The following is a 16,422-nucleotide window of genomic DNA, read 5'->3' as shown; positions in this document are numbered from 1 at the left end:
AAGACTTGCTAATCGCATCAGGAAATCCTAAAATCGGGCAAATCAAGGTTCCCCTAAATAAATGAAACAACTTACAGAGTTACAGTTACTAATAAATGATGCAGTAGGTAAATTAAGCTACCCGGCTTATCCGGCCGATCTGTACGAACCGATAAGCTACATTTTATCTATTGGCGGTAAGCGCATGCGCCCAGCCCTGCTCCTGCTGGCCTGCGATCTTTTTGGCGGCGACGTTGATAAAGCTATTGAGCCTGCACTGGCCATAGAGGTATTCCATAACTTCACGCTGATGCATGATGACATTATGGATAAAGCTCCGCTACGCCGTGGCAAAGCAACCGTTCATGAAAAATGGAACGCCAATGTGGCTATCCTTTCGGGTGATGCCATGATGGTTGAAGCCAACCGCATGATGATGAAGGTTGATGACAACATTTTGCGCAAGGTACTTGATGTTTTTAACGATACTGCAACCGGTGTGTGCGAAGGCCAGCAGATTGACATGAGCTTTGAGCAGCGCAACGACGTAAGTATTGAAGAGTATATCAACATGATCCGCCTTAAAACAGCAGTATTGCTGGGCGGCACTTTAAAAATAGGATCTATTATTGGCGGCGCAGCTTTAACCGATGCCGATCTGATTGATGCCTTTGGCGTAAACCTGGGCATAGCCTTCCAGTTACAGGATGATATACTGGACGTGTACGGCGATCCTGAAAAGTTTGGCAAACAGGTTGGCGGCGATATCATTTCTAATAAAAAAACCTTTTTATTGATCCGTGCGCTTGAACTGGCTAAGGACAATCAAGCACAAACATTAAGTAATTGGCTAAACGCTACCGAATTTGATAGTGTTGAAAAGGTTAAAGTAATAACTGGTATATACAATGAGCTTAATATCAGGCAACACGCAGAAGAAGCCATGCAAACTTATGCTGACAAAGCATTTGCTGCCCTTGACGCCATTAATTTACCTGAAGGCCATAAGCAGTACCTTCACGATTTTGCGGATGGCTTGCTGGTGAGGGAGAATTGATTTATATTTAAGGATGAAGAAATTTCTACCCATCCTTATCATCCTTATTTGTTCAATAAGCGTTAAAGCTCAAAAACTTACGCCGCCGCATTTTCGTGGTGGCGATAAAGCTTTTCATGGTTTTTTGAACAAAAACTTAAAATGGCCTGAAAATGTTAGCGGAGGGGAAGGCATTGTTACCATAAGCTTTTTTGTTGAAAGCGATGGCCGTTTAACCGACGTAAAAGTGGTTAAAGGCATGAGTGATCCATTTAACAAAGAGGCGTTACGGGTAATTAAGCTTTCTGAAAGATGGATACCGGCTATGCGCGATGGTCATTTTATCAAATCAAAATACACCGTACCAATACAATTTTTCACCATGCAGGCAGTGCAGGTTTTAGATAGTACAAAAGTTAATTGACCGTTAGTGTAAATTTCACTTAAGAAAAATTAGATGAAGAAAATTTTACTTACGGCAATTTTCATGCTGGGAATCTCTGCCGCCAAAGCTCAAACAACTGATACAACAAAGACGAAAGAACCTGTATTTACATCGGTTGAACAGGTTCCTGTATTTCCGGGAGGGCTTCGAAAGCTTGCTATGTTCATTGATGAAAATTTTAAATATCCTAAAGGAGAAACAATCGAAGGAAGGGTATATGTTCTATTTGTAGTAGAAAAAGATGGAAGCCTTAGCGATATAAAAATTGCCAAAAGTTTATCTGAAGCTACGGATGCTGAAGCGCTACGACTTATAAAAATGTCTTCCCCTTGGAAACCAGGTACGCGGGGAGGTCAGCCTGTAAGAGTTCAATATGTTTTACCCATTAACTTTAAACATAGCCATTAATATTCTATGAAAAAAGTCCTATTAATTTCTACGTTTCTCTTTCTTGCGGGATATATTCACGCCCAAACCCTGACCTCTGGCGGAAAACTGAAACCCGAGCAAGCCATAATGGACGTGCGCCATTATACCATTTCGCTTGCTGTTAATCCGGAGCAAAAAACCATTGATGGCTTTACCACCATTGATGTGATCATGGCCCAGCCGACCAAAGTTTTACTTTTTGATCTGTTGGATTCATTACACATCAGCAAAGTTTTGGTAAATGGCAAACAGCAACCATTTGAATATAAGAACAACCTTATTACCATTAATACAACCAAAGAACTGCCTGCTGGTAAAGCAAGTGTAAAAGTAATCTACGGAGGTAAACCGCATGTTGCCCGTCGCCCACCGTGGGATGATGGTTTTATTTGGACCCGCGATTCAACCGGGCACCAGTGGATGGCAATCACCGCCGAAGGTACAGGTGGCAAATTGTATTTCCCTTGTAAGGATCACCCGTCCGACGAAGCTAATGAGGGGGTGGATATGTTCATCACCGTTCCCAAAAACCTTGTAGTAGCCGGGCCAGGATTGTTAAAAGGCGTAACTAAACAAAAGGAAACAGCAACATTCCATTGGCAAACCAAATATACCATCAATAATTACAGCATCTTGTTTAATGCCGGTGATTATACAGTTGTGACCCGTCCGTACGCAACCGTTGACGGGCACCAGGTTCCTATCCAGTTTTATGTATTAAAGGAACATGCCGCCAAAGCCGAACATCACCTGGATATTTTTGTAAAAACTATCAAAGAACAGGAGAAATACTTTGGCGAATATCCCTGGGCAAAAGAGAAGATAGGCATTGTTGAAACCCCTCACCTGGGCATGGAGCACCAAACCATGAATGCTTATGGTGCCAAATTTAAATATACCAAAGTCGGCGGTGAAGATTATGACGGCCTGATGCATCATGAGTTTGGTCACGAATGGTGGGGTAATAAAGTAACTGCTAAAGATTGGGCCGATTACTGGATCCACGAAGGCATTTGTACCTATGGCGACGCACTGTACGTAAGGGAATTTGAAGGCGAGAAAGCTTATATCAAATTCTTCCAAAATTCAGCACTCTCATTCGGCAATAAAATCCCGCTTGTTATCGGGAAAGACATCGATGAAGAATCGGCCTATAATGGCGATATCTACGGTAAGGGCGCATTCTTTATGCACACACTCAGGTATATTATGGGCGATAGCAGCTTCTTTCCTGCCCTTAAAGGTTTCGTTACTGATCCGCGTTATACTTACAGCAATTTGGCAAGTACCGATGATGTGATGCAGTATTTCAGCAAGGCTGCGGGTCAGAATCTGAAGCCGGTATTCGATCTGTATATCTATTCCATCAACAAACTGGAAGTACACATAAAAGCCCAGCGAGGCGATAAATACCAGGTTCAGTTGTTAAACATCGATATGCCATTGCCAATTGATATTACGGCAGATGGCGTGACCAAACGTTATATACTTGATAAAAAAGGCATCACCATAATCAGCAAGACAATGCCGGTTATTGATCCGGATACCTATTATTTGAAGAAACTGATCATTGAATAAAATAAAGTTCTACTATCTCAAGATGAAACATGTCCTACTTGTCACATTTCTATTTGTAATGTTATTATCCACCGTTAAAGCGCAAACAGCGAAGATAGACACCTCTGTTTATACTGAGGTTGAACAACTTCCGGAATTTCCTGGTGGTACTAAAAAACTTAAAGAGTATATATCGAATATTATAAAAAAGGCCCCGCTTAAAGACCAGCCTTCGGGATTAGTTATTATTACCTTCGTTATAGAAAGGAATGGCAGTGTAACCAATACCCATGTAACCAAAGAATTAACTGCTGAAACTGATTCGCTTGCCGTCGACATAGTAAAAAGAAGCCCTAAATGGAAACCAGCTCAGCAAAATGGCCAAACCGTACGTTGTCTGTACTCTGTACCAGTATCATTTGGAAAGGGTAACGATATGCCGGTTGCTGTAAAAGAGATAAAAGAGCGATAATTTCAAATATCATATTTGGCGCAAGTGTTGTACGGCGATTACGGGAATGAATATTTGTACCTTCCAATAAAGCACAAGTCTGCCACCACACATTTCTCCGCTCAAGACTTGCGCTGAAGAACATATCAATAACAAGCAAAAACATGCCAATTATCAACCCAGATACTTATTATGTAAAGAAATTGATCATTGAATAATCTATGAAGTACCTGTCTGTATTTGGTTTGATTCTCGCTTTTGTTGTTTTTGCCCAAAGCAAAACAACAAAAGCGAGAATCAAACCTGATACAACTGTTTATACGAAAGTTGACGAGATACCTGAATTTCCCGGAGGATTGGAAAAATTGGGTGCTTATCTTTCAAAGATGAAAATGCCCGCCTTAGATACAACTGAAAATACCCAGGGCCGGGTTATCATACAAATGATTGTAGAAAAGGACGGAAGGTTGACCCATGTTAAAGCAATTCGTGGTAGGAATAGCGCAATGGATAAGGCTTATATCGAATACATCCGCAGATCGCCTAAATGGAAGCCAGGGCTTATTCATGGCAAACCGGTTAGAGTAGTATACAGTATACCTATTAGTATTAATTTCGCTTCTGACGAATAAGCACCAAACAAAAAATCCCGATCAAAACTGACCGGGATTTTTTATACCCTAATATTTGTTAACTGATTACTCAGCTACAGTTTCTTCAGCAGCATCAGCAGCTTCTTCTTTTTTAGCTTTTGGTGCAGCAGCTTTCTTTGCTTTTGGAGCTTCTTCAGCAGCAGGAGCTTCAACAGCTTTAGCTTCTTTTTTAGCTTTTGGTGCAGGTGCAGCTACTTCTTCAGCTTCAGCTTCAAACGGAACTACTGAAACGTATGAACGGTTATCAGCTTTCTTTTTGAAAACTACGATACCTTCGGCCAGTGCAAATAAAGTATGATCTTTACCAAGACCAACGTTTAAGCCTGGGTTGTGTTTTGTACCACGCTGACGTACGATGATGTTACCTGCGATTGCTGGCTGACCACCGAAAATTTTGATACCTAAGCGTTTGCTATGTGACTCACGACCGTTTCTTGAGCTACCGGCCCCTTTCTTATGTGCCATTTTTTATATCTTTTATGGAATTGCAGAACAACTCCGGTTCAACCTTTAATTATAATGTAATACCGGTGATCTCGATTTTGGTAAATTGCTGACGGTGACCGTTTTTCTTTTTGTAACCTTTTCTTCTTTTCTTTTTGAAGATGATTACTTTATCACCTTTTAAATGTGACACGATCTTAGCCGATACTTTAGCACCTTTCAAATCAGAACCTAATTTGAATTTACCTTCGTTTTCTGCTAACAATACACTGTCAAATTCAATACTAGCGCCTTCATCGCCTTGTAACCTGTGTACAAAGATCTGCTGGTCTTTGGCAACTTTAAATTGCTGTCCTGCTATACTTACTATTGCGTACATGTTTGTTAAATATTGTTTTAAATTTCGAGGTGCAAATATAGGGATTGATTATTTAATAAACAACATCCCAATATTTTATTTTTTACCGCGATCTTCAACATCAGTAAGTTTCTTCTTTATCTCGTCTATCAACCGCTGATTGGCATCAATCAGTTTAGGGTTACCAAAATAATCTGTATCGAAAATCACGCGCTTGTTTTTTTTCTTATATTTAAACTCAATGATATATCTAACAGCTTTTTTTGAAGCCGCGGCCGATGTATCACCAATTTCTTTCGACGGAAAATCCCAAAAACCGAGGTCGGCGGCCTTGCGGTGCAAGTATAGCAGATCATCTTTGGTTAAACGCAAATGCTCTTTCACCAGCGAATCTCGTTTGTCGAGGTACTGAAACATGCCGGTATGCGAATCATATTTATTAACAAGGCTATCCTTATAACCATATTGAAAGCTGATCGATTCGAAATCAACGAAACGGTAAGGTGCATTCTTGATCATCATACCATAATAATAAACGCAGTACAGTATAAACGGCACCACAACAGTCATGATCAGGAATACTTTTTTTAAACGGGGAGACATATATAACTAATTAGTGAATTATTGAATTAGTGAGTTAGTGAGTTAGTGAATTAAAATCACCGTTAAATTTCATGATACAGTTTTTCTTGATGCTGAAGTGATTTTTAATATCTGAATGGCTTCATCCAATAAAACTGCCAGGTCTGATTGTTTTACAACTTCGGCCTCAATTAATACTTCCATCCAAAATGCTGATTCATCTGCTTCCTCTACAACTGTTGAAAGTTTTGAATGAAATTCGGCTTGGGATCGAGCCCTGCAAGCGGCGCGATAGTTAGCCCCTACCGATGACGAAGATCTTAATAATTGTCTTCCGATAATTTTAGCTTCCTCTGTTTTAGGTAGAGTTTTGAAAAATTTAATATTGTCTACTACGAATTTCTTAGTACGATTTCTAAATTGCTCAGCAAAATCTGTTTTATTTGTATCTTTCATATACTTAACTAATTATTGATAAGGTGATTAAAATGTGATAGGGGAAATTAATAAATCACTAACTCATTAAATCACTAATTCACTAATTAATTCCTTCCCCTTCCCACTTGCTTACTACCGCCGTTGCCATGGCATTACCAAGCACATTGGTAGCCGAACGCCCCATGTCTAACAACGGATCAATACCAATCAACAAAAACAAACCTGCTTCCGGAATATTGAACATAGCCAACGTACCTGCAATTACCACCAGCGAAGCCCTTGGCACACCCGCCACACCTTTACTGGTAAGCATCAGCACCAACAACATCGATAACTGGTGCCCGAATGAAAGATGAATATCATATGATTGCGCAAGGAACAATGATGCAAAAGTCATGTACATCATGGAACCATCCAAATTAAATGAATAACCCAATGGCAACACAAAGCTCACTATTTTATTACTGCAGCCAAATTTCTCCAGTTCTTCCAGTACTTTAGGATATGCTGCTTCACTTGTTGATGTACTGAAAGCTATCAACATGGCATCTTTAATACTGTTAAGTAGCCTGAACACCGGTTTTCTTAATACAATATACCCGGCCAATATAATTACCGACCAAAGTACGATCAGCGAAAAATAAAACTCACTGATAAAAATGCCATAGGTTGAAAGTACACCTATCCCTTGTTTAGCTACTACAGCAGTTATGGCGCCAAATACAGCCAAAGGGGCCATTTTCATAACATAGCCGGTAATCTTCATGATCACGTGGGCAAAGGCGTCCATCGCTTTGATCACAATTTTGCCCTGCTCGCCTATAGCAGCGGTAGCTACGCCAAAAAACAAAGAGAACACCACGATCTGCAGGATCTCGTTATTGGCCATCGCCTCTATAAAGCTTTTGGGAAAAACGTGACCAACAAACTCAGTCAATGACAATGCCGTTTTTTTGATGCCCGTACTTAAATGACTATCAGGAAGCGGCAGGTGCATGGTTTTGCCTGGCTCAAACAGGTTAACCAGCAGCATTCCTAATAATAAGGACACCAGTGTTGCGCTGATGAACCAAAGCATAGTTTTACCGCCAATCCGGCCAACGGCCTTAATGTCCCCCACCTTGGCTACGCCTACTACCAACGTGGTAAACACCAGCGGGGCTACAATCATTTTAATAAGGTTAAGAAAAATTTTGCTCAGGATATTATAAAGCTCAAGTTTATCTTCCCGTGCATCTGTAGCCTGGCTTTGTAGTTTTACCTGGGCTATTCTTTGCAGTTTAAGATCTTTATAAGCCGATGCGGTAGTATCGGATAATGCTTCTATACTTTTGTCGATGCTTTTAATAGTTGCACCGGCAGTGCTAAGCTGTTTATTGAGATCGGCAAAAACATAAGTGTTATAAATATAACCGGCTATCACACCCAATACCAGTGCGATAAAAATGAAGAGCGTCAGTCTGCTTTTTTTCATTTAATTTAATAAGCCTGCAAAACTACAAAATTTACGCGCTGTTTAAACAGGCATAGGAATATTCTATTTTATGATTAAGTTAAATGAAGAAACAAAATTATTGCACCAAAGCAGTCGTGTTTTAATTCCCTCACTATTATTCGAATTAAAACGAGTTACACGAATGGTTCCCCGTCCGCATTCGTGTAATTAGTTTTAATTTTCTTGAACTGCAAAGGTCATTCGTGAAAAAATATTTAAACAATTAGTAATTTGCCCGCTTATTTACAACATGAGTACCACAACTTACGGATTACAGCATATAAAAAAAGAGATTCAGCACTTGCCTAACGAGCAGCTGGCCGAATTGATGCTCCGTTTGGCGCGCTACAAAAAGGAAAACAAAGAACTCCTTGCCTACCTGCTTTTTGAGGCCCATGATGAAGCCGCCTTTGTTGAAAAGGTAAAGGCCGAAGCCGGGTTCATGTTCAGTCAGCTATCGTCTTTGAGCTACAACGCTGCAAAGGGCATGCGTAAAATACTGAGACTATTAAGTAAGTACACTAAATTCATGGCCTCAAAAGGTGCCGAGATCGAATTACTAATCAATTTTTGCGAAAACTATGTCGAATATGCCGACAGGCGTACATCATATAAACCTTTAAGGCTGATATTAACAAGGCAGGTTGAAAAGATCCGTGGGTTGATCAATAAACTCCATGAAGACTTACAATTTGATTACCAAGACAGTTACAATAAATTAATAAGCGATGCCGAGAGCAAGCTGGGCTGGTTTAAAAAGAATGATCATTTGTTGTAACATACAAAGCTTAACATCGTCTAAATATAAAATTAACTGAAGTGGCCAACAAAGAAGCAGCATTCAAGCAGATATATGAAGCTAATTCTAAAAAGATATTCCATCTGTGCTATGGTTATACCGGCGATGACGATGCCGCCAACGACCTGTTACAGGAAACCTTTTTAAAGGTTTGGCAAAATTTAGAGAAATTCCGTAACCAGGCCATGATATCAACCTGGATTTACCGCATTGCTGTAAATACCTGTTTAACCTATTTGCGCTCGGAAAAACGCCAGGCCAAAGACGAACTAACTCCACAATTAGCCGAAACAAAGCGCGAAGAACTATCTGACAAAAACGAGCAGGTAGCCTTACTATACAAGTGTATTTCAAAACTGGAAGAATCAGAAAGGATTATTATAACCATGGTGCTTGATGAGGTGCCGTACCCCGAAATTGCCGAAATTTCGGGCATATCAGAAGGGAATTTGAGGGTGAAAATTTATCGTATAAAACAAAAATTAACGGAGTTATATAACCAGTATGAAAGACTTTGATCATTTGATGTCGGTTTGGCAGGGACAGCCAAAACCAGATCAGCTTTCGGTGGAAGAGGTGCTGAAGCAGGTAAAGAAGGGAATAAGGAGTATAACCCAAAAGTTATACTGGAGCATTGTGGCCATGGTTGTAACCGTAGCTTTCGCTTTCGTCGTCACTTTTTTCCTGGCATTCAAATCTGCAGTTACCACCATCGGGATTTTGATTGTGCTGGTAACCATGCTCATGTACCTTTCATTAATGGTACGCCATTACCACATTTTGAGCAAGCGCGACGCCACCCTTAATCCTGCTGAGTATCTTGACAGTCTTAAGGCATATCAAAAAAACCGCAGCAAGGTTATTGGCTGGTTTTATTATACCTATATACTATTGCTAAGCGCGGGTTTAGCCATGTATTTTATCGAAGTACTTGAACATTCATCGCTTACCTTTAAAATAGTTACCTACACATCAATCGGCATTTGGTTTTTGTTCACCACATTTTACCTTAAACCCCGGATGTTTAAGAACGAGGAAGAAAAATTAAACCTCATGATTGACAGGCTGGTAAGGCTGAAAGAACAATTTGATTGAAGCATTAGTTTTTTAGTTTTGCTTCATGGCTACAGAAACAGTAACTATTCAAAAAGTAACTTTGGCCGATGCCGATGTATTATTGGCGTTAAGCAAAAAAACATTTTTCCATTTCTTCGCGCATTTAAATAAGCCGGAAGATATGGAAGCATATGCAGCCGTGGCCTTTACCCCGCAGAAAATACAATCAGAGCTCAGTAACCCAAACTCCCATTTTTTCTTCGCTATGCTTGACGATGAAATAGCCGGCTATCTCAAGTTAAATTATGGTGCGGCCCAAACCGAGCTTCAGGACCCTGAGGCTGTTGAAATAGAACGTATTTATGTTTTGGCAGAGCATCATGGCAAAAAGATAGGCCACCAGTTTATTGATTTCACCTTAAAAGAAGCAACCACTAAAAACCTTCAATACGTTTGGCTTGGCGTTTGGGAACATAACAAAAAAGCACTGGCCTTTTATAAAAAGCATGGCTTTGAATTATTCAGCAGCCACGAGTTTGTTTTAGGCAGCGACAAGCAAACTGATTTATTAATGAAAAAAGCGATCTTATCAAGCTCAAAGCCGAAAGCTTTTTTGCTTTATTGATTTTTTCGCTTTGAGCTTTCAGCCTTATGCTTTTGGCTTGAAGGCCTTCTGCTTTTAGCTATTCAACAACGGCAACTCATAGTTAACCCCAACCCTTAAGGCTTTTAAGCCGGTAACCCCCTGCAATTCTTCCAGTTCAAGATATTCAAGATCATCAAGCAAATAGCCCTGAACTTGCAAATACCTGATGTATTCGTCATATTCGGCGGCTTCTGTTGGGTTAAAATATACCATGGCTATTTTGCCGGGCTGGGTAAGGCGTTCAAAGGTACCTGCTATCAAAACCTTGTCAATACGCTTTTTGATCACCTCGTAACGGATATTGTAAGCTCCCTCAACGTCAAAACGCCTTTCATCATTCCGGAAACTGATATCTATCGCATTGGAATGAATGAATATCAAATGCGTGGTTTGCAACGGACGTGAAAGTTGATCGCTAAGGTCATGCGTCATCCTGGCAATCTCGGCCATCGACCTTAACTGCCACAAACGGATATTTTTAAGGTACAGCATATCAAAAACACGTTGAGGTGCTATTGATTGCCCAATGTATATGTCATATTCAACGCCATCGGTACGGAATTTCTCGAAATAACAGGGAAATGATTCCTGTACTTCTGTCTGGGCCTGTTCCAGGTATTGATTGATAGACGTGTTAATGAGTTGCATCGAGGTTTCCAACTTCCGCCTGTTCTCAAATGAAGCACCGGTTTCTTCGTTCATTGCGTCGAAATACCTGCCAATGATCTCCCTTTCGGCAGGATAATTATTTCTGAAATGTTCCAAAAACGGATTAACCTCATTATGCAGGAAGGTATCTAACATCAACTCATCGTTGGTAGTAATGTAACCGCTGATGCGTTCAAGCCATTCTTCACACTTAGATATCAGCTTACCGGTAAGGCTTAAATGAATATCTTGATTTAAAACCTGCAGGGTTTCAATCAGTATGGTGAGCAGGCTTTTCAAATCTTCCTGCAGGGCACTGTTGCGCTCAACTGTGGAGTTGCGGATATCAACAGCACCAAACAATGGGTAAACATGGCTGAATGACACCGTTTCAATTTCGGGACTCTTTTTCTTCTTTCTTTTTTCCTTAAGATAATTCCAGGCTACCTCATTAAATTTCCATTGAACCGATGGCTGTAACGATGTAAATTTATGTTTGATAACCCCGGCAATACGTGCCTCAAACTGATCAATACTGTTTTGAAGCAGCTGTGCTATCAGCGGAATGGTGGCCTGTAATTTTGAAAGCAATTTCTCATAAAAAACAATTTCTTTATAAGAATATACTTCCATTATACCCACATTTTTCTTATTATAATACACCGGAAAAATACCGTACGATTTAATACCCGCCTGTTTCAAAACCTGTAAAAAGGGGAATTTACCTATCTTATCGTCGGTTATGGAATTGAAAAAGATAGGCCTGGGGTTTTGGTTATAGTCTTCAACAACAGCGTCAAAAGTTTCCTCGGCAAGGTTAAAATCTTTGGCAGCCTTAAGCAGGATACTCCTGGAGCATTCGTCGTTATCAAATATAGGCTCGTTATTGATAGTTAAAAAAGGCATCAGCCCAAACTCAATACCCGGACTTTCGGCAAGAGATTTAAGTGAACTGATGATATGCGCATACTGCTCCTCTTCATTTGCCGAATGATTTACCAACTCTGTTCGGATACTATCTAGCGCGTGGGTTAACGTTACATCGGTTAATGTAATTATACAAAACCCTTTAAACTTAAAAATATTAAGCGGTATAACCTTTTCAATTAACTCAAGGCTCGTGTGCGAATGTAAATAGGGCTCAATAGTATCAAAACTAAGTTCGGGCAATTCGCCATTCAATTCAATCTCTACAAAACGGGCATCAGTTTGGATATTAAAATATCGCGAAAGACCTGTTTCGGGATCTTGATATGAAAACAGCAATTCATTTTTCATTGCTGATGAAAAGCCATACATCCGCTCAAGGATCAGGTTGTAAATAAACCGTTTTTGCCTGTCGCTGAACATTTCGTTCTTGGATACATTAAGCGCATACAAATTTGAATGGTGGCTTGAGTGAAATTCATAAAAAGCCTCGGTACTGAAAAAGATCTTATCAGGTACCGGTGTGCTCAGTGCCCAGTGAAATTCCTTTTCGTTGGCTATCGGCGGTGTAAGTATGGAGTAAATAAGCTCCAGCATTTCCCGGTATTTTTCGGCATCGGTTGGCCGCATATCCAGGTCAATACATATGTCATGCTCAAAACGCTCTAAAACATAGCGGTAAAACTCGCTCTTGAGCGTTTTTTCGGTAGCAATCCGTTCTTTTAAATGCGCAACGAACGGGTTAAATGTCAGGCATGTTTCAACCTGGCAAATAGTGCATTCGTTTTTGCTTATATTGAGTACTTCTGTGTGCATTTTTCAATTACAATTTTACCCTTTATTAAAATCTGAAACTGGTTGAAAGATAAGGGTACCATCCTTCTTCAGAGTAAGCGGCAATTATTTTAATAACTGCCAGTCTTGCCGGTGCAACATAAAGACCTGCACCGGTGCCGTTGTGCCATTTATCTGAGCTTTGCCCGTTTTCCCAAACCCGGCCTATATCATAAAATCCAATAACACCTATCTGGCCGGGAACGATATAACTTGCAAAATCGCTCAATTTTACCCTCAGCTCCAGATTATTATAAAAACTGTGCTGACCGGCAAACCTATACAGCCTGTAACCTAATAAATTATCCTGCCCCCCTAAAAACAACGATTGATAAAAGGCTGTTTTGCCAATGGTAATACCGCCACCTATCCTATCGGCCAAAACAATAGTGCTTTTGGCATTCAGGCTTTTATATAAAGCAACCTGGGGTATTAATTGAGCAAAACTTGTGGAGCTGTTATTTAAGCCATTAAACTCCTGAAGTTTAATATTTACAAAGCTTCCCCAGGCCGGGAGCACCTTATCATTCCGTTTATCGTTGATAAAATTAACAACTACACCGGCATGCATTTTTGTTTTATCAAAGGTATAACTGTCGGGCGCATTTGTCAGTAACGGATATGTAATAAATCGGCCGATATTGTCATCAACATCTAATTTATAGTACTGAAACGCAGGGCCTACCGTTACAGAAGTACCCGATTCGTTACGCCACCTGAAAGCCGGACTAAATGTAAGATTAGTGAACCGGGTACGATGATATTTACGATAGTCGCCAATCTTAATAAATGATGTTTCGTTTCCTCTGCCAAAAAAGTTGATGTTATCCGGATAATCAAACTGGACATTCATTAAATAATCAGCTTTACCAAAAGCATGGATCCACTCACCGTTGTAACTAAATTTGAAAGCCTTTGTACTGAACGAGTGACTGGCAAATACCGTTTGCACATCATTATAAGGTAATTTCTGAAAGCCTTCCTGGTGGGTGTATTTAAAACCGGCACCAAGCAGTACACCTTCATCCGGGTTATAAGAGATATTGGCCAGGGGCGCTATTACATTCATAAGGTTAACCCGTAGAAATGAGGTATTGGCACTATCCTTACTGATATGTTTGTTAACACTTGATTCGTCGCCGGTTATGCTCAACTTTTTGCCCCGGTCATATAATTGTACCGTGTTAAGCGATTTTACAATATTGTATGTTTTGATACCGGTGCTATCAATAAACCGCAGTTTTATTGGCGAAGTAGCGTTATCAAGCACCACTTTGTCATCTCCACCGCCAACATAAATGCGAAGCTCTTTTGTGATATCCGGGTGATAATTCTGGTTCATAAGGGTATCCTTAACCTCACCATTTTTATTTATTTTATTAATCACCACATTCAGGCTGCCATTAGGTTCATCCTTTACCGTTACCAGCTCATTTTTATTTGAGGCATGGATATCGACTATTTTATTAATGAACTTATAGTAATACTCCATTTCGGCCGGGATATTGGCACGACGTTCTTTTAGTTGTTTCAGTAATACATCATGCCTTAGTTTATATGATGATTCGGGCAGGCGCCTTAAACCGGCTTCCAACACCTCATCCGTTTCGGCAGCAACAAAATCATTCACGATTTTTGTCCATTGCTCATGACTGTATTGTACAGATGGCCACCGTTGCATAAACATGGTTTTCCATAAGGAATATTTTACGCTGTAGATTTCACCGCTAAAACCCTGCAGGTTCGGCGCAATCCATGGCTGCGCTGCTATGGTTGGCAATATTCCCTGGTTGGTGTAAAATACCTGGTCGCGATCGCGCGGGACGGCAGTATAAAATTTACCTTTCCCTTTATCCTCATCGCGCCAGCGCCACTGATCGCCATGCCTGTCCCAATCACCAATTAGTAAATCGAGCAGGCGGGCGCGTAAAAACTCTTCGCCATCCACCGTGTTATCATTGTCCTCCAGCATTTTGCCTATCATTTTTACCGTATTGTCAGATTTGCCACCCGGTTCACGCTCTTCAAGCAAACAAACCTTATTGGCAAAAATGTGGGCATACTGGCCTAAAACAGGATCGGGCGAAACCACACCGATTATCGGATTGGCATGCGGCACACGGGCGGCTGTAGCCAGCGGAGGCACAATCAGTGCGGAGAATGGATGCTGCGCGCTCATGGCATCGTTAACCCAATCTTTAGCAAAGGTTTCCTGGAATTCATCGGGCAGGATCTTTTCCGGCTGCTTCTCTACGCTGCGTAACACCCACTCCTTCCCATCCTTATCAATTAAACGGAGTGAGTGGGTTTGGAAACCACCACCAATACTTTCGGCTTTTAAACCGCCATGAATTTCTGATAGCCTGATCACCGGCAGCTTAGTTTCGGCAGCCCACTCCTTACGGTAGTTTTCGCCAAACCAACGGCGGTGAAAGTTGCTTACGCTATCATATTTAGGATGAACCCTAACCATGATGCTATCCGTCTTGATAGGTGTATGGAGCGTATCAGGAACATTTTTTACTGATGTATATGGTTGTGTATAGGTAAACACCTGCTTAACACCTTGCTCACTATCAATATAATAAGTAAAACGCATCCGTTTATCTATCAACAGATCGGCAATAACGTAGCCCTGCGTAGCATCGGCAAAAAGCGAATATTTGCCTTTGATGGCATAGGTTTGCTTAGCTCCCGCTCCGCTAACCACCTGTATCTGTTTACTTTTGATAAACTGCAGACCATGCTCATGCCCTGCCACGTGAATAAGGTTTGGGAAACTGCCAAAAACCGCATCCACTTTTCTGATCATCTCTTTATATAGCGGATGCCCCAAATCTTCGGGGTTTGAAAATGTAGAACGGAGAAAAGGGTAAAGTGAACCAATAACAGGCAGCGGTACCCAAAGGTCTTTATTAACCACTGTAAGCGGGAAAATATGATCCTTAAGCGAAAAATACCCGCCATGCGTACCATAACTCTGGAACGGGTGATGCGACGCCAGTATGATCACTTTATCTTTATTGCGCTCAAAAATCAGCTTGATCTTATCGGCAATATCATCTTTATTTTTACAATCGCACTCGGCACCTGGGTTACTTTTATTGAAAGGATATAACCACCATTCGCTGTCAAAAGCTATTACGGTAAGATCATTCGTCAAATTAATCTCAACAGGATCGGGGCAACCATTTTCAGGTACCATTTTAAGCAGTTTATCGCCCTGCTGATCTAAAAACTCCCATTGCCGTTTTATTTTAGTCAAGCCGAGAGGCCCCATCTTATCCCAGTCATGATTACCGGGTATAAAATATACAGGTGCGCCGGCAGCCCGCATAGGCTGGTATTGTGATTGCAGGATTTTTTTAGTTTGGGCTTCTTCCGGACTGCCGGATAAACCCATACCGCGCGGATAAATATTATCTCCCAGATAAAATACCGAAGTTTTATTTTTGAGCACATTCGCAGCTGCATGCTTTAAAACAGCGCTTTGCTGCATATCCATTTCTCCGGCGTCACCGATCAGGATCGTCCTATACTTTATCGAATCCTGGGCATTTGCCTTGAGCATGCCTAATAATAAAACAAATAACAAGGGTAGTTTTTTAATCATGAGGTTCGGTTAGATGTATTTTGTATTACGTT

General features: G+C 40.8%; 17 protein-coding genes. 10 read left to right on the top strand and 7 right to left on the bottom strand.

Going from position 1 to position 16,422, the window contains the following annotated elements; all coding sequences use genetic code 11:
* The first annotated feature begins 61 nt into the window (after positions 1-61).
* The 6 genes from ACEN9X_RS24510 to ACEN9X_RS24485 all read left to right on the top strand — a co-directional run bounded on the left by ACEN9X_RS24510 (position 62) and on the right by ACEN9X_RS24485 (position 4,529).
* Positions 62-1,036, top strand: coding sequence for a polyprenyl synthetase family protein (locus ACEN9X_RS24510; RefSeq protein WP_413667627.1), 975 nt, complete (start codon positions 62-64; stop codon positions 1,034-1,036).
* Positions 1,037-1,049: 13 nt separating this feature from the next.
* On the top strand, positions 1,050-1,439 hold the full coding sequence (locus tag ACEN9X_RS24505) for an energy transducer TonB (protein WP_413667626.1): 390 nt from the start codon (positions 1,050-1,052) through the stop codon (positions 1,437-1,439).
* A gap of 33 nt (positions 1,440-1,472) precedes the next feature.
* Complete coding sequence (locus ACEN9X_RS24500; protein WP_413667625.1) at positions 1,473-1,868, top strand: energy transducer TonB; 396 nt, start codon at positions 1,473-1,475, stop codon at positions 1,866-1,868.
* Between the two features lie 6 nt (positions 1,869-1,874).
* On the top strand, positions 1,875-3,467 hold the full coding sequence (locus ACEN9X_RS24495) for a M1 family metallopeptidase (protein WP_413667624.1): 1,593 nt from the start codon (positions 1,875-1,877) through the stop codon (positions 3,465-3,467).
* 58 nt (positions 3,468-3,525) lie between these two features.
* Complete coding sequence (locus ACEN9X_RS24490; RefSeq protein WP_413667623.1) at positions 3,526-3,918, top strand: energy transducer TonB; 393 nt, start codon at positions 3,526-3,528, stop codon at positions 3,916-3,918.
* Positions 3,919-4,118: 200 nt separating this feature from the next.
* Positions 4,119-4,529 (top strand): energy transducer TonB, encoded by a 411-nt coding sequence (locus tag ACEN9X_RS24485; protein ID WP_413667622.1) that lies wholly within the window; start codon positions 4,119-4,121, stop codon positions 4,527-4,529.
* A gap of 66 nt (positions 4,530-4,595) precedes the next feature.
* Here the strand turns inward: ACEN9X_RS24485 and rpmA are convergent, their stop codons facing one another.
* From rpmA to ACEN9X_RS24460, 5 genes are all read right to left on the bottom strand, one after another.
* Positions 4,596-5,015 (bottom strand): 50S ribosomal protein L27, encoded by a 420-nt coding sequence (gene rpmA / locus ACEN9X_RS24480; protein WP_413667621.1) that lies wholly within the window; start codon positions 5,013-5,015, stop codon positions 4,596-4,598.
* Between the two features lie 49 nt (positions 5,016-5,064).
* Positions 5,065-5,373 (bottom strand): 50S ribosomal protein L21, encoded by a 309-nt coding sequence (rplU, locus tag ACEN9X_RS24475; RefSeq protein ID WP_090467954.1) that lies wholly within the window; start codon positions 5,371-5,373, stop codon positions 5,065-5,067.
* A gap of 75 nt (positions 5,374-5,448) precedes the next feature.
* Complete coding sequence (locus ACEN9X_RS24470; protein ID WP_413667620.1) at positions 5,449-5,955, bottom strand: hypothetical protein; 507 nt, start codon at positions 5,953-5,955, stop codon at positions 5,449-5,451.
* 69 nt (positions 5,956-6,024) lie between these two features.
* Entirely contained in the window at positions 6,025-6,390 is a 366-nt protein-coding gene (locus ACEN9X_RS24465; protein WP_413667619.1) for a four helix bundle protein, read from the bottom strand.
* An 82-nt stretch (positions 6,391-6,472) separates the two neighbouring features.
* The gene (locus ACEN9X_RS24460; protein WP_413667618.1) at positions 6,473-7,846 is read right to left on the bottom strand and encodes a dicarboxylate/amino acid:cation symporter; all 1,374 of its coding nucleotides are present in this window, start codon (positions 7,844-7,846) and stop codon (positions 6,473-6,475) included.
* Positions 7,847-8,117: 271 nt separating this feature from the next.
* Here ACEN9X_RS24460 and ACEN9X_RS24455 point away from each other — a divergent pair, with 271 nt between their 5' ends.
* The 4 genes from ACEN9X_RS24455 to ACEN9X_RS24440 are packed head-to-tail and all read left to right on the top strand — an operon-like array spanning position 8,118 to position 10,347.
* A complete protein-coding gene (locus ACEN9X_RS24455) occupies positions 8,118-8,645 on the top strand; it encodes a hypothetical protein (protein WP_091211722.1) in 528 nt (175 codons plus the stop codon).
* Between the two features lie 41 nt (positions 8,646-8,686).
* A complete protein-coding gene (locus ACEN9X_RS24450; protein ID WP_090525007.1) occupies positions 8,687-9,184 on the top strand; it encodes an RNA polymerase sigma factor in 498 nt (165 codons plus the stop codon).
* The gene (locus tag ACEN9X_RS24445; RefSeq protein ID WP_413667617.1) at positions 9,171-9,761 is read left to right on the top strand and encodes a hypothetical protein; all 591 of its coding nucleotides are present in this window, start codon (positions 9,171-9,173) and stop codon (positions 9,759-9,761) included. Before ACEN9X_RS24450 ends, ACEN9X_RS24445 begins: the two co-directional genes overlap by 14 nt.
* Before the next feature lie 25 nt (positions 9,762-9,786).
* Positions 9,787-10,347, top strand: coding sequence for an N-acetyltransferase family protein (locus tag ACEN9X_RS24440; protein WP_413667616.1), 561 nt, complete (start codon positions 9,787-9,789; stop codon positions 10,345-10,347).
* 54 nt (positions 10,348-10,401) lie between these two features.
* Here ACEN9X_RS24440 and ACEN9X_RS24435 read toward each other — a convergent pair whose 3' ends face one another.
* Together ACEN9X_RS24435 and ACEN9X_RS24430 are read right to left on the bottom strand one after the other, a co-directional pair.
* Positions 10,402-12,759 carry a GAF domain-containing protein gene (locus ACEN9X_RS24435; RefSeq protein ID WP_413667615.1) on the bottom strand — a complete coding sequence of 786 codons (2,358 nt, stop codon included), beginning with the start codon at positions 12,757-12,759 and terminating at the stop codon, positions 10,402-10,404.
* Between the two features lie 25 nt (positions 12,760-12,784).
* Entirely contained in the window at positions 12,785-16,390 is a 3,606-nt protein-coding gene (locus ACEN9X_RS24430) for a BamA/TamA family outer membrane protein (RefSeq protein WP_413667614.1), read from the bottom strand.
* Positions 16,391-16,422 lie beyond the last annotated feature (32 nt).

This window comes from Mucilaginibacter sp. Mucisp86, assembly GCF_047324315.1.
Classification (GTDB): Bacteria; Bacteroidota; Bacteroidia; order Sphingobacteriales; family Sphingobacteriaceae; genus Mucilaginibacter.
The sequence above is the reverse complement of the archived record's forward strand: the minus strand, read 5'-3'. Positions and strand labels throughout refer to the sequence as shown.

What these genes read in the sequence shown, in the direction of transcription:
- ACEN9X_RS24510 (WP_413667627.1), top strand. Translation starts at nt 62, where the DNA reads ATGAAACAACTTACAGAGTTACAGTTACTAATAAATGATGCAGTAGGT.
- ACEN9X_RS24505 (WP_413667626.1), top strand. Translation starts at nt 1,050, where the DNA reads ATGAAGAAATTTCTACCCATCCTTATCATCCTTATTTGTTCAATAAGC.
- ACEN9X_RS24500 (WP_413667625.1), top strand. Translation starts at nt 1,473, where the DNA reads ATGAAGAAAATTTTACTTACGGCAATTTTCATGCTGGGAATCTCTGCC.
- ACEN9X_RS24495 (WP_413667624.1), top strand. Translation starts at nt 1,875, where the DNA reads ATGAAAAAAGTCCTATTAATTTCTACGTTTCTCTTTCTTGCGGGATAT.
- ACEN9X_RS24490 (WP_413667623.1), top strand. Translation starts at nt 3,526, where the DNA reads ATGTTATTATCCACCGTTAAAGCGCAAACAGCGAAGATAGACACCTCT.
- ACEN9X_RS24485 (WP_413667622.1), top strand. Translation starts at nt 4,119, where the DNA reads ATGAAGTACCTGTCTGTATTTGGTTTGATTCTCGCTTTTGTTGTTTTT.
- rpmA (WP_413667621.1), bottom strand. Translation starts at nt 5,015, where the DNA reads ATGGCACATAAGAAAGGGGCCGGTAGCTCAAGAAACGGTCGTGAGTCA.
- rplU (WP_090467954.1), bottom strand. Translation starts at nt 5,373, where the DNA reads ATGTACGCAATAGTAAGTATAGCAGGACAGCAATTTAAAGTTGCCAAA.
- ACEN9X_RS24470 (WP_413667620.1), bottom strand. Translation starts at nt 5,955, where the DNA reads ATGTCTCCCCGTTTAAAAAAAGTATTCCTGATCATGACTGTTGTGGTG.
- ACEN9X_RS24465 (WP_413667619.1), bottom strand. Translation starts at nt 6,390, where the DNA reads ATGAAAGATACAAATAAAACAGATTTTGCTGAGCAATTTAGAAATCGT.
- ACEN9X_RS24460 (WP_413667618.1), bottom strand. Translation starts at nt 7,846, where the DNA reads ATGAAAAAAAGCAGACTGACGCTCTTCATTTTTATCGCACTGGTATTG.
- ACEN9X_RS24455 (WP_091211722.1), top strand. Translation starts at nt 8,118, where the DNA reads ATGAGTACCACAACTTACGGATTACAGCATATAAAAAAAGAGATTCAG.
- ACEN9X_RS24445 (WP_413667617.1), top strand. Translation starts at nt 9,171, where the DNA reads ATGAAAGACTTTGATCATTTGATGTCGGTTTGGCAGGGACAGCCAAAA.
- ACEN9X_RS24440 (WP_413667616.1), top strand. Translation starts at nt 9,787, where the DNA reads ATGGCTACAGAAACAGTAACTATTCAAAAAGTAACTTTGGCCGATGCC.
- ACEN9X_RS24435 (WP_413667615.1), bottom strand. Translation starts at nt 12,759, where the DNA reads ATGCACACAGAAGTACTCAATATAAGCAAAAACGAATGCACTATTTGC.
- ACEN9X_RS24430 (WP_413667614.1), bottom strand. Translation starts at nt 16,390, where the DNA reads ATGATTAAAAAACTACCCTTGTTATTTGTTTTATTATTAGGCATGCTC.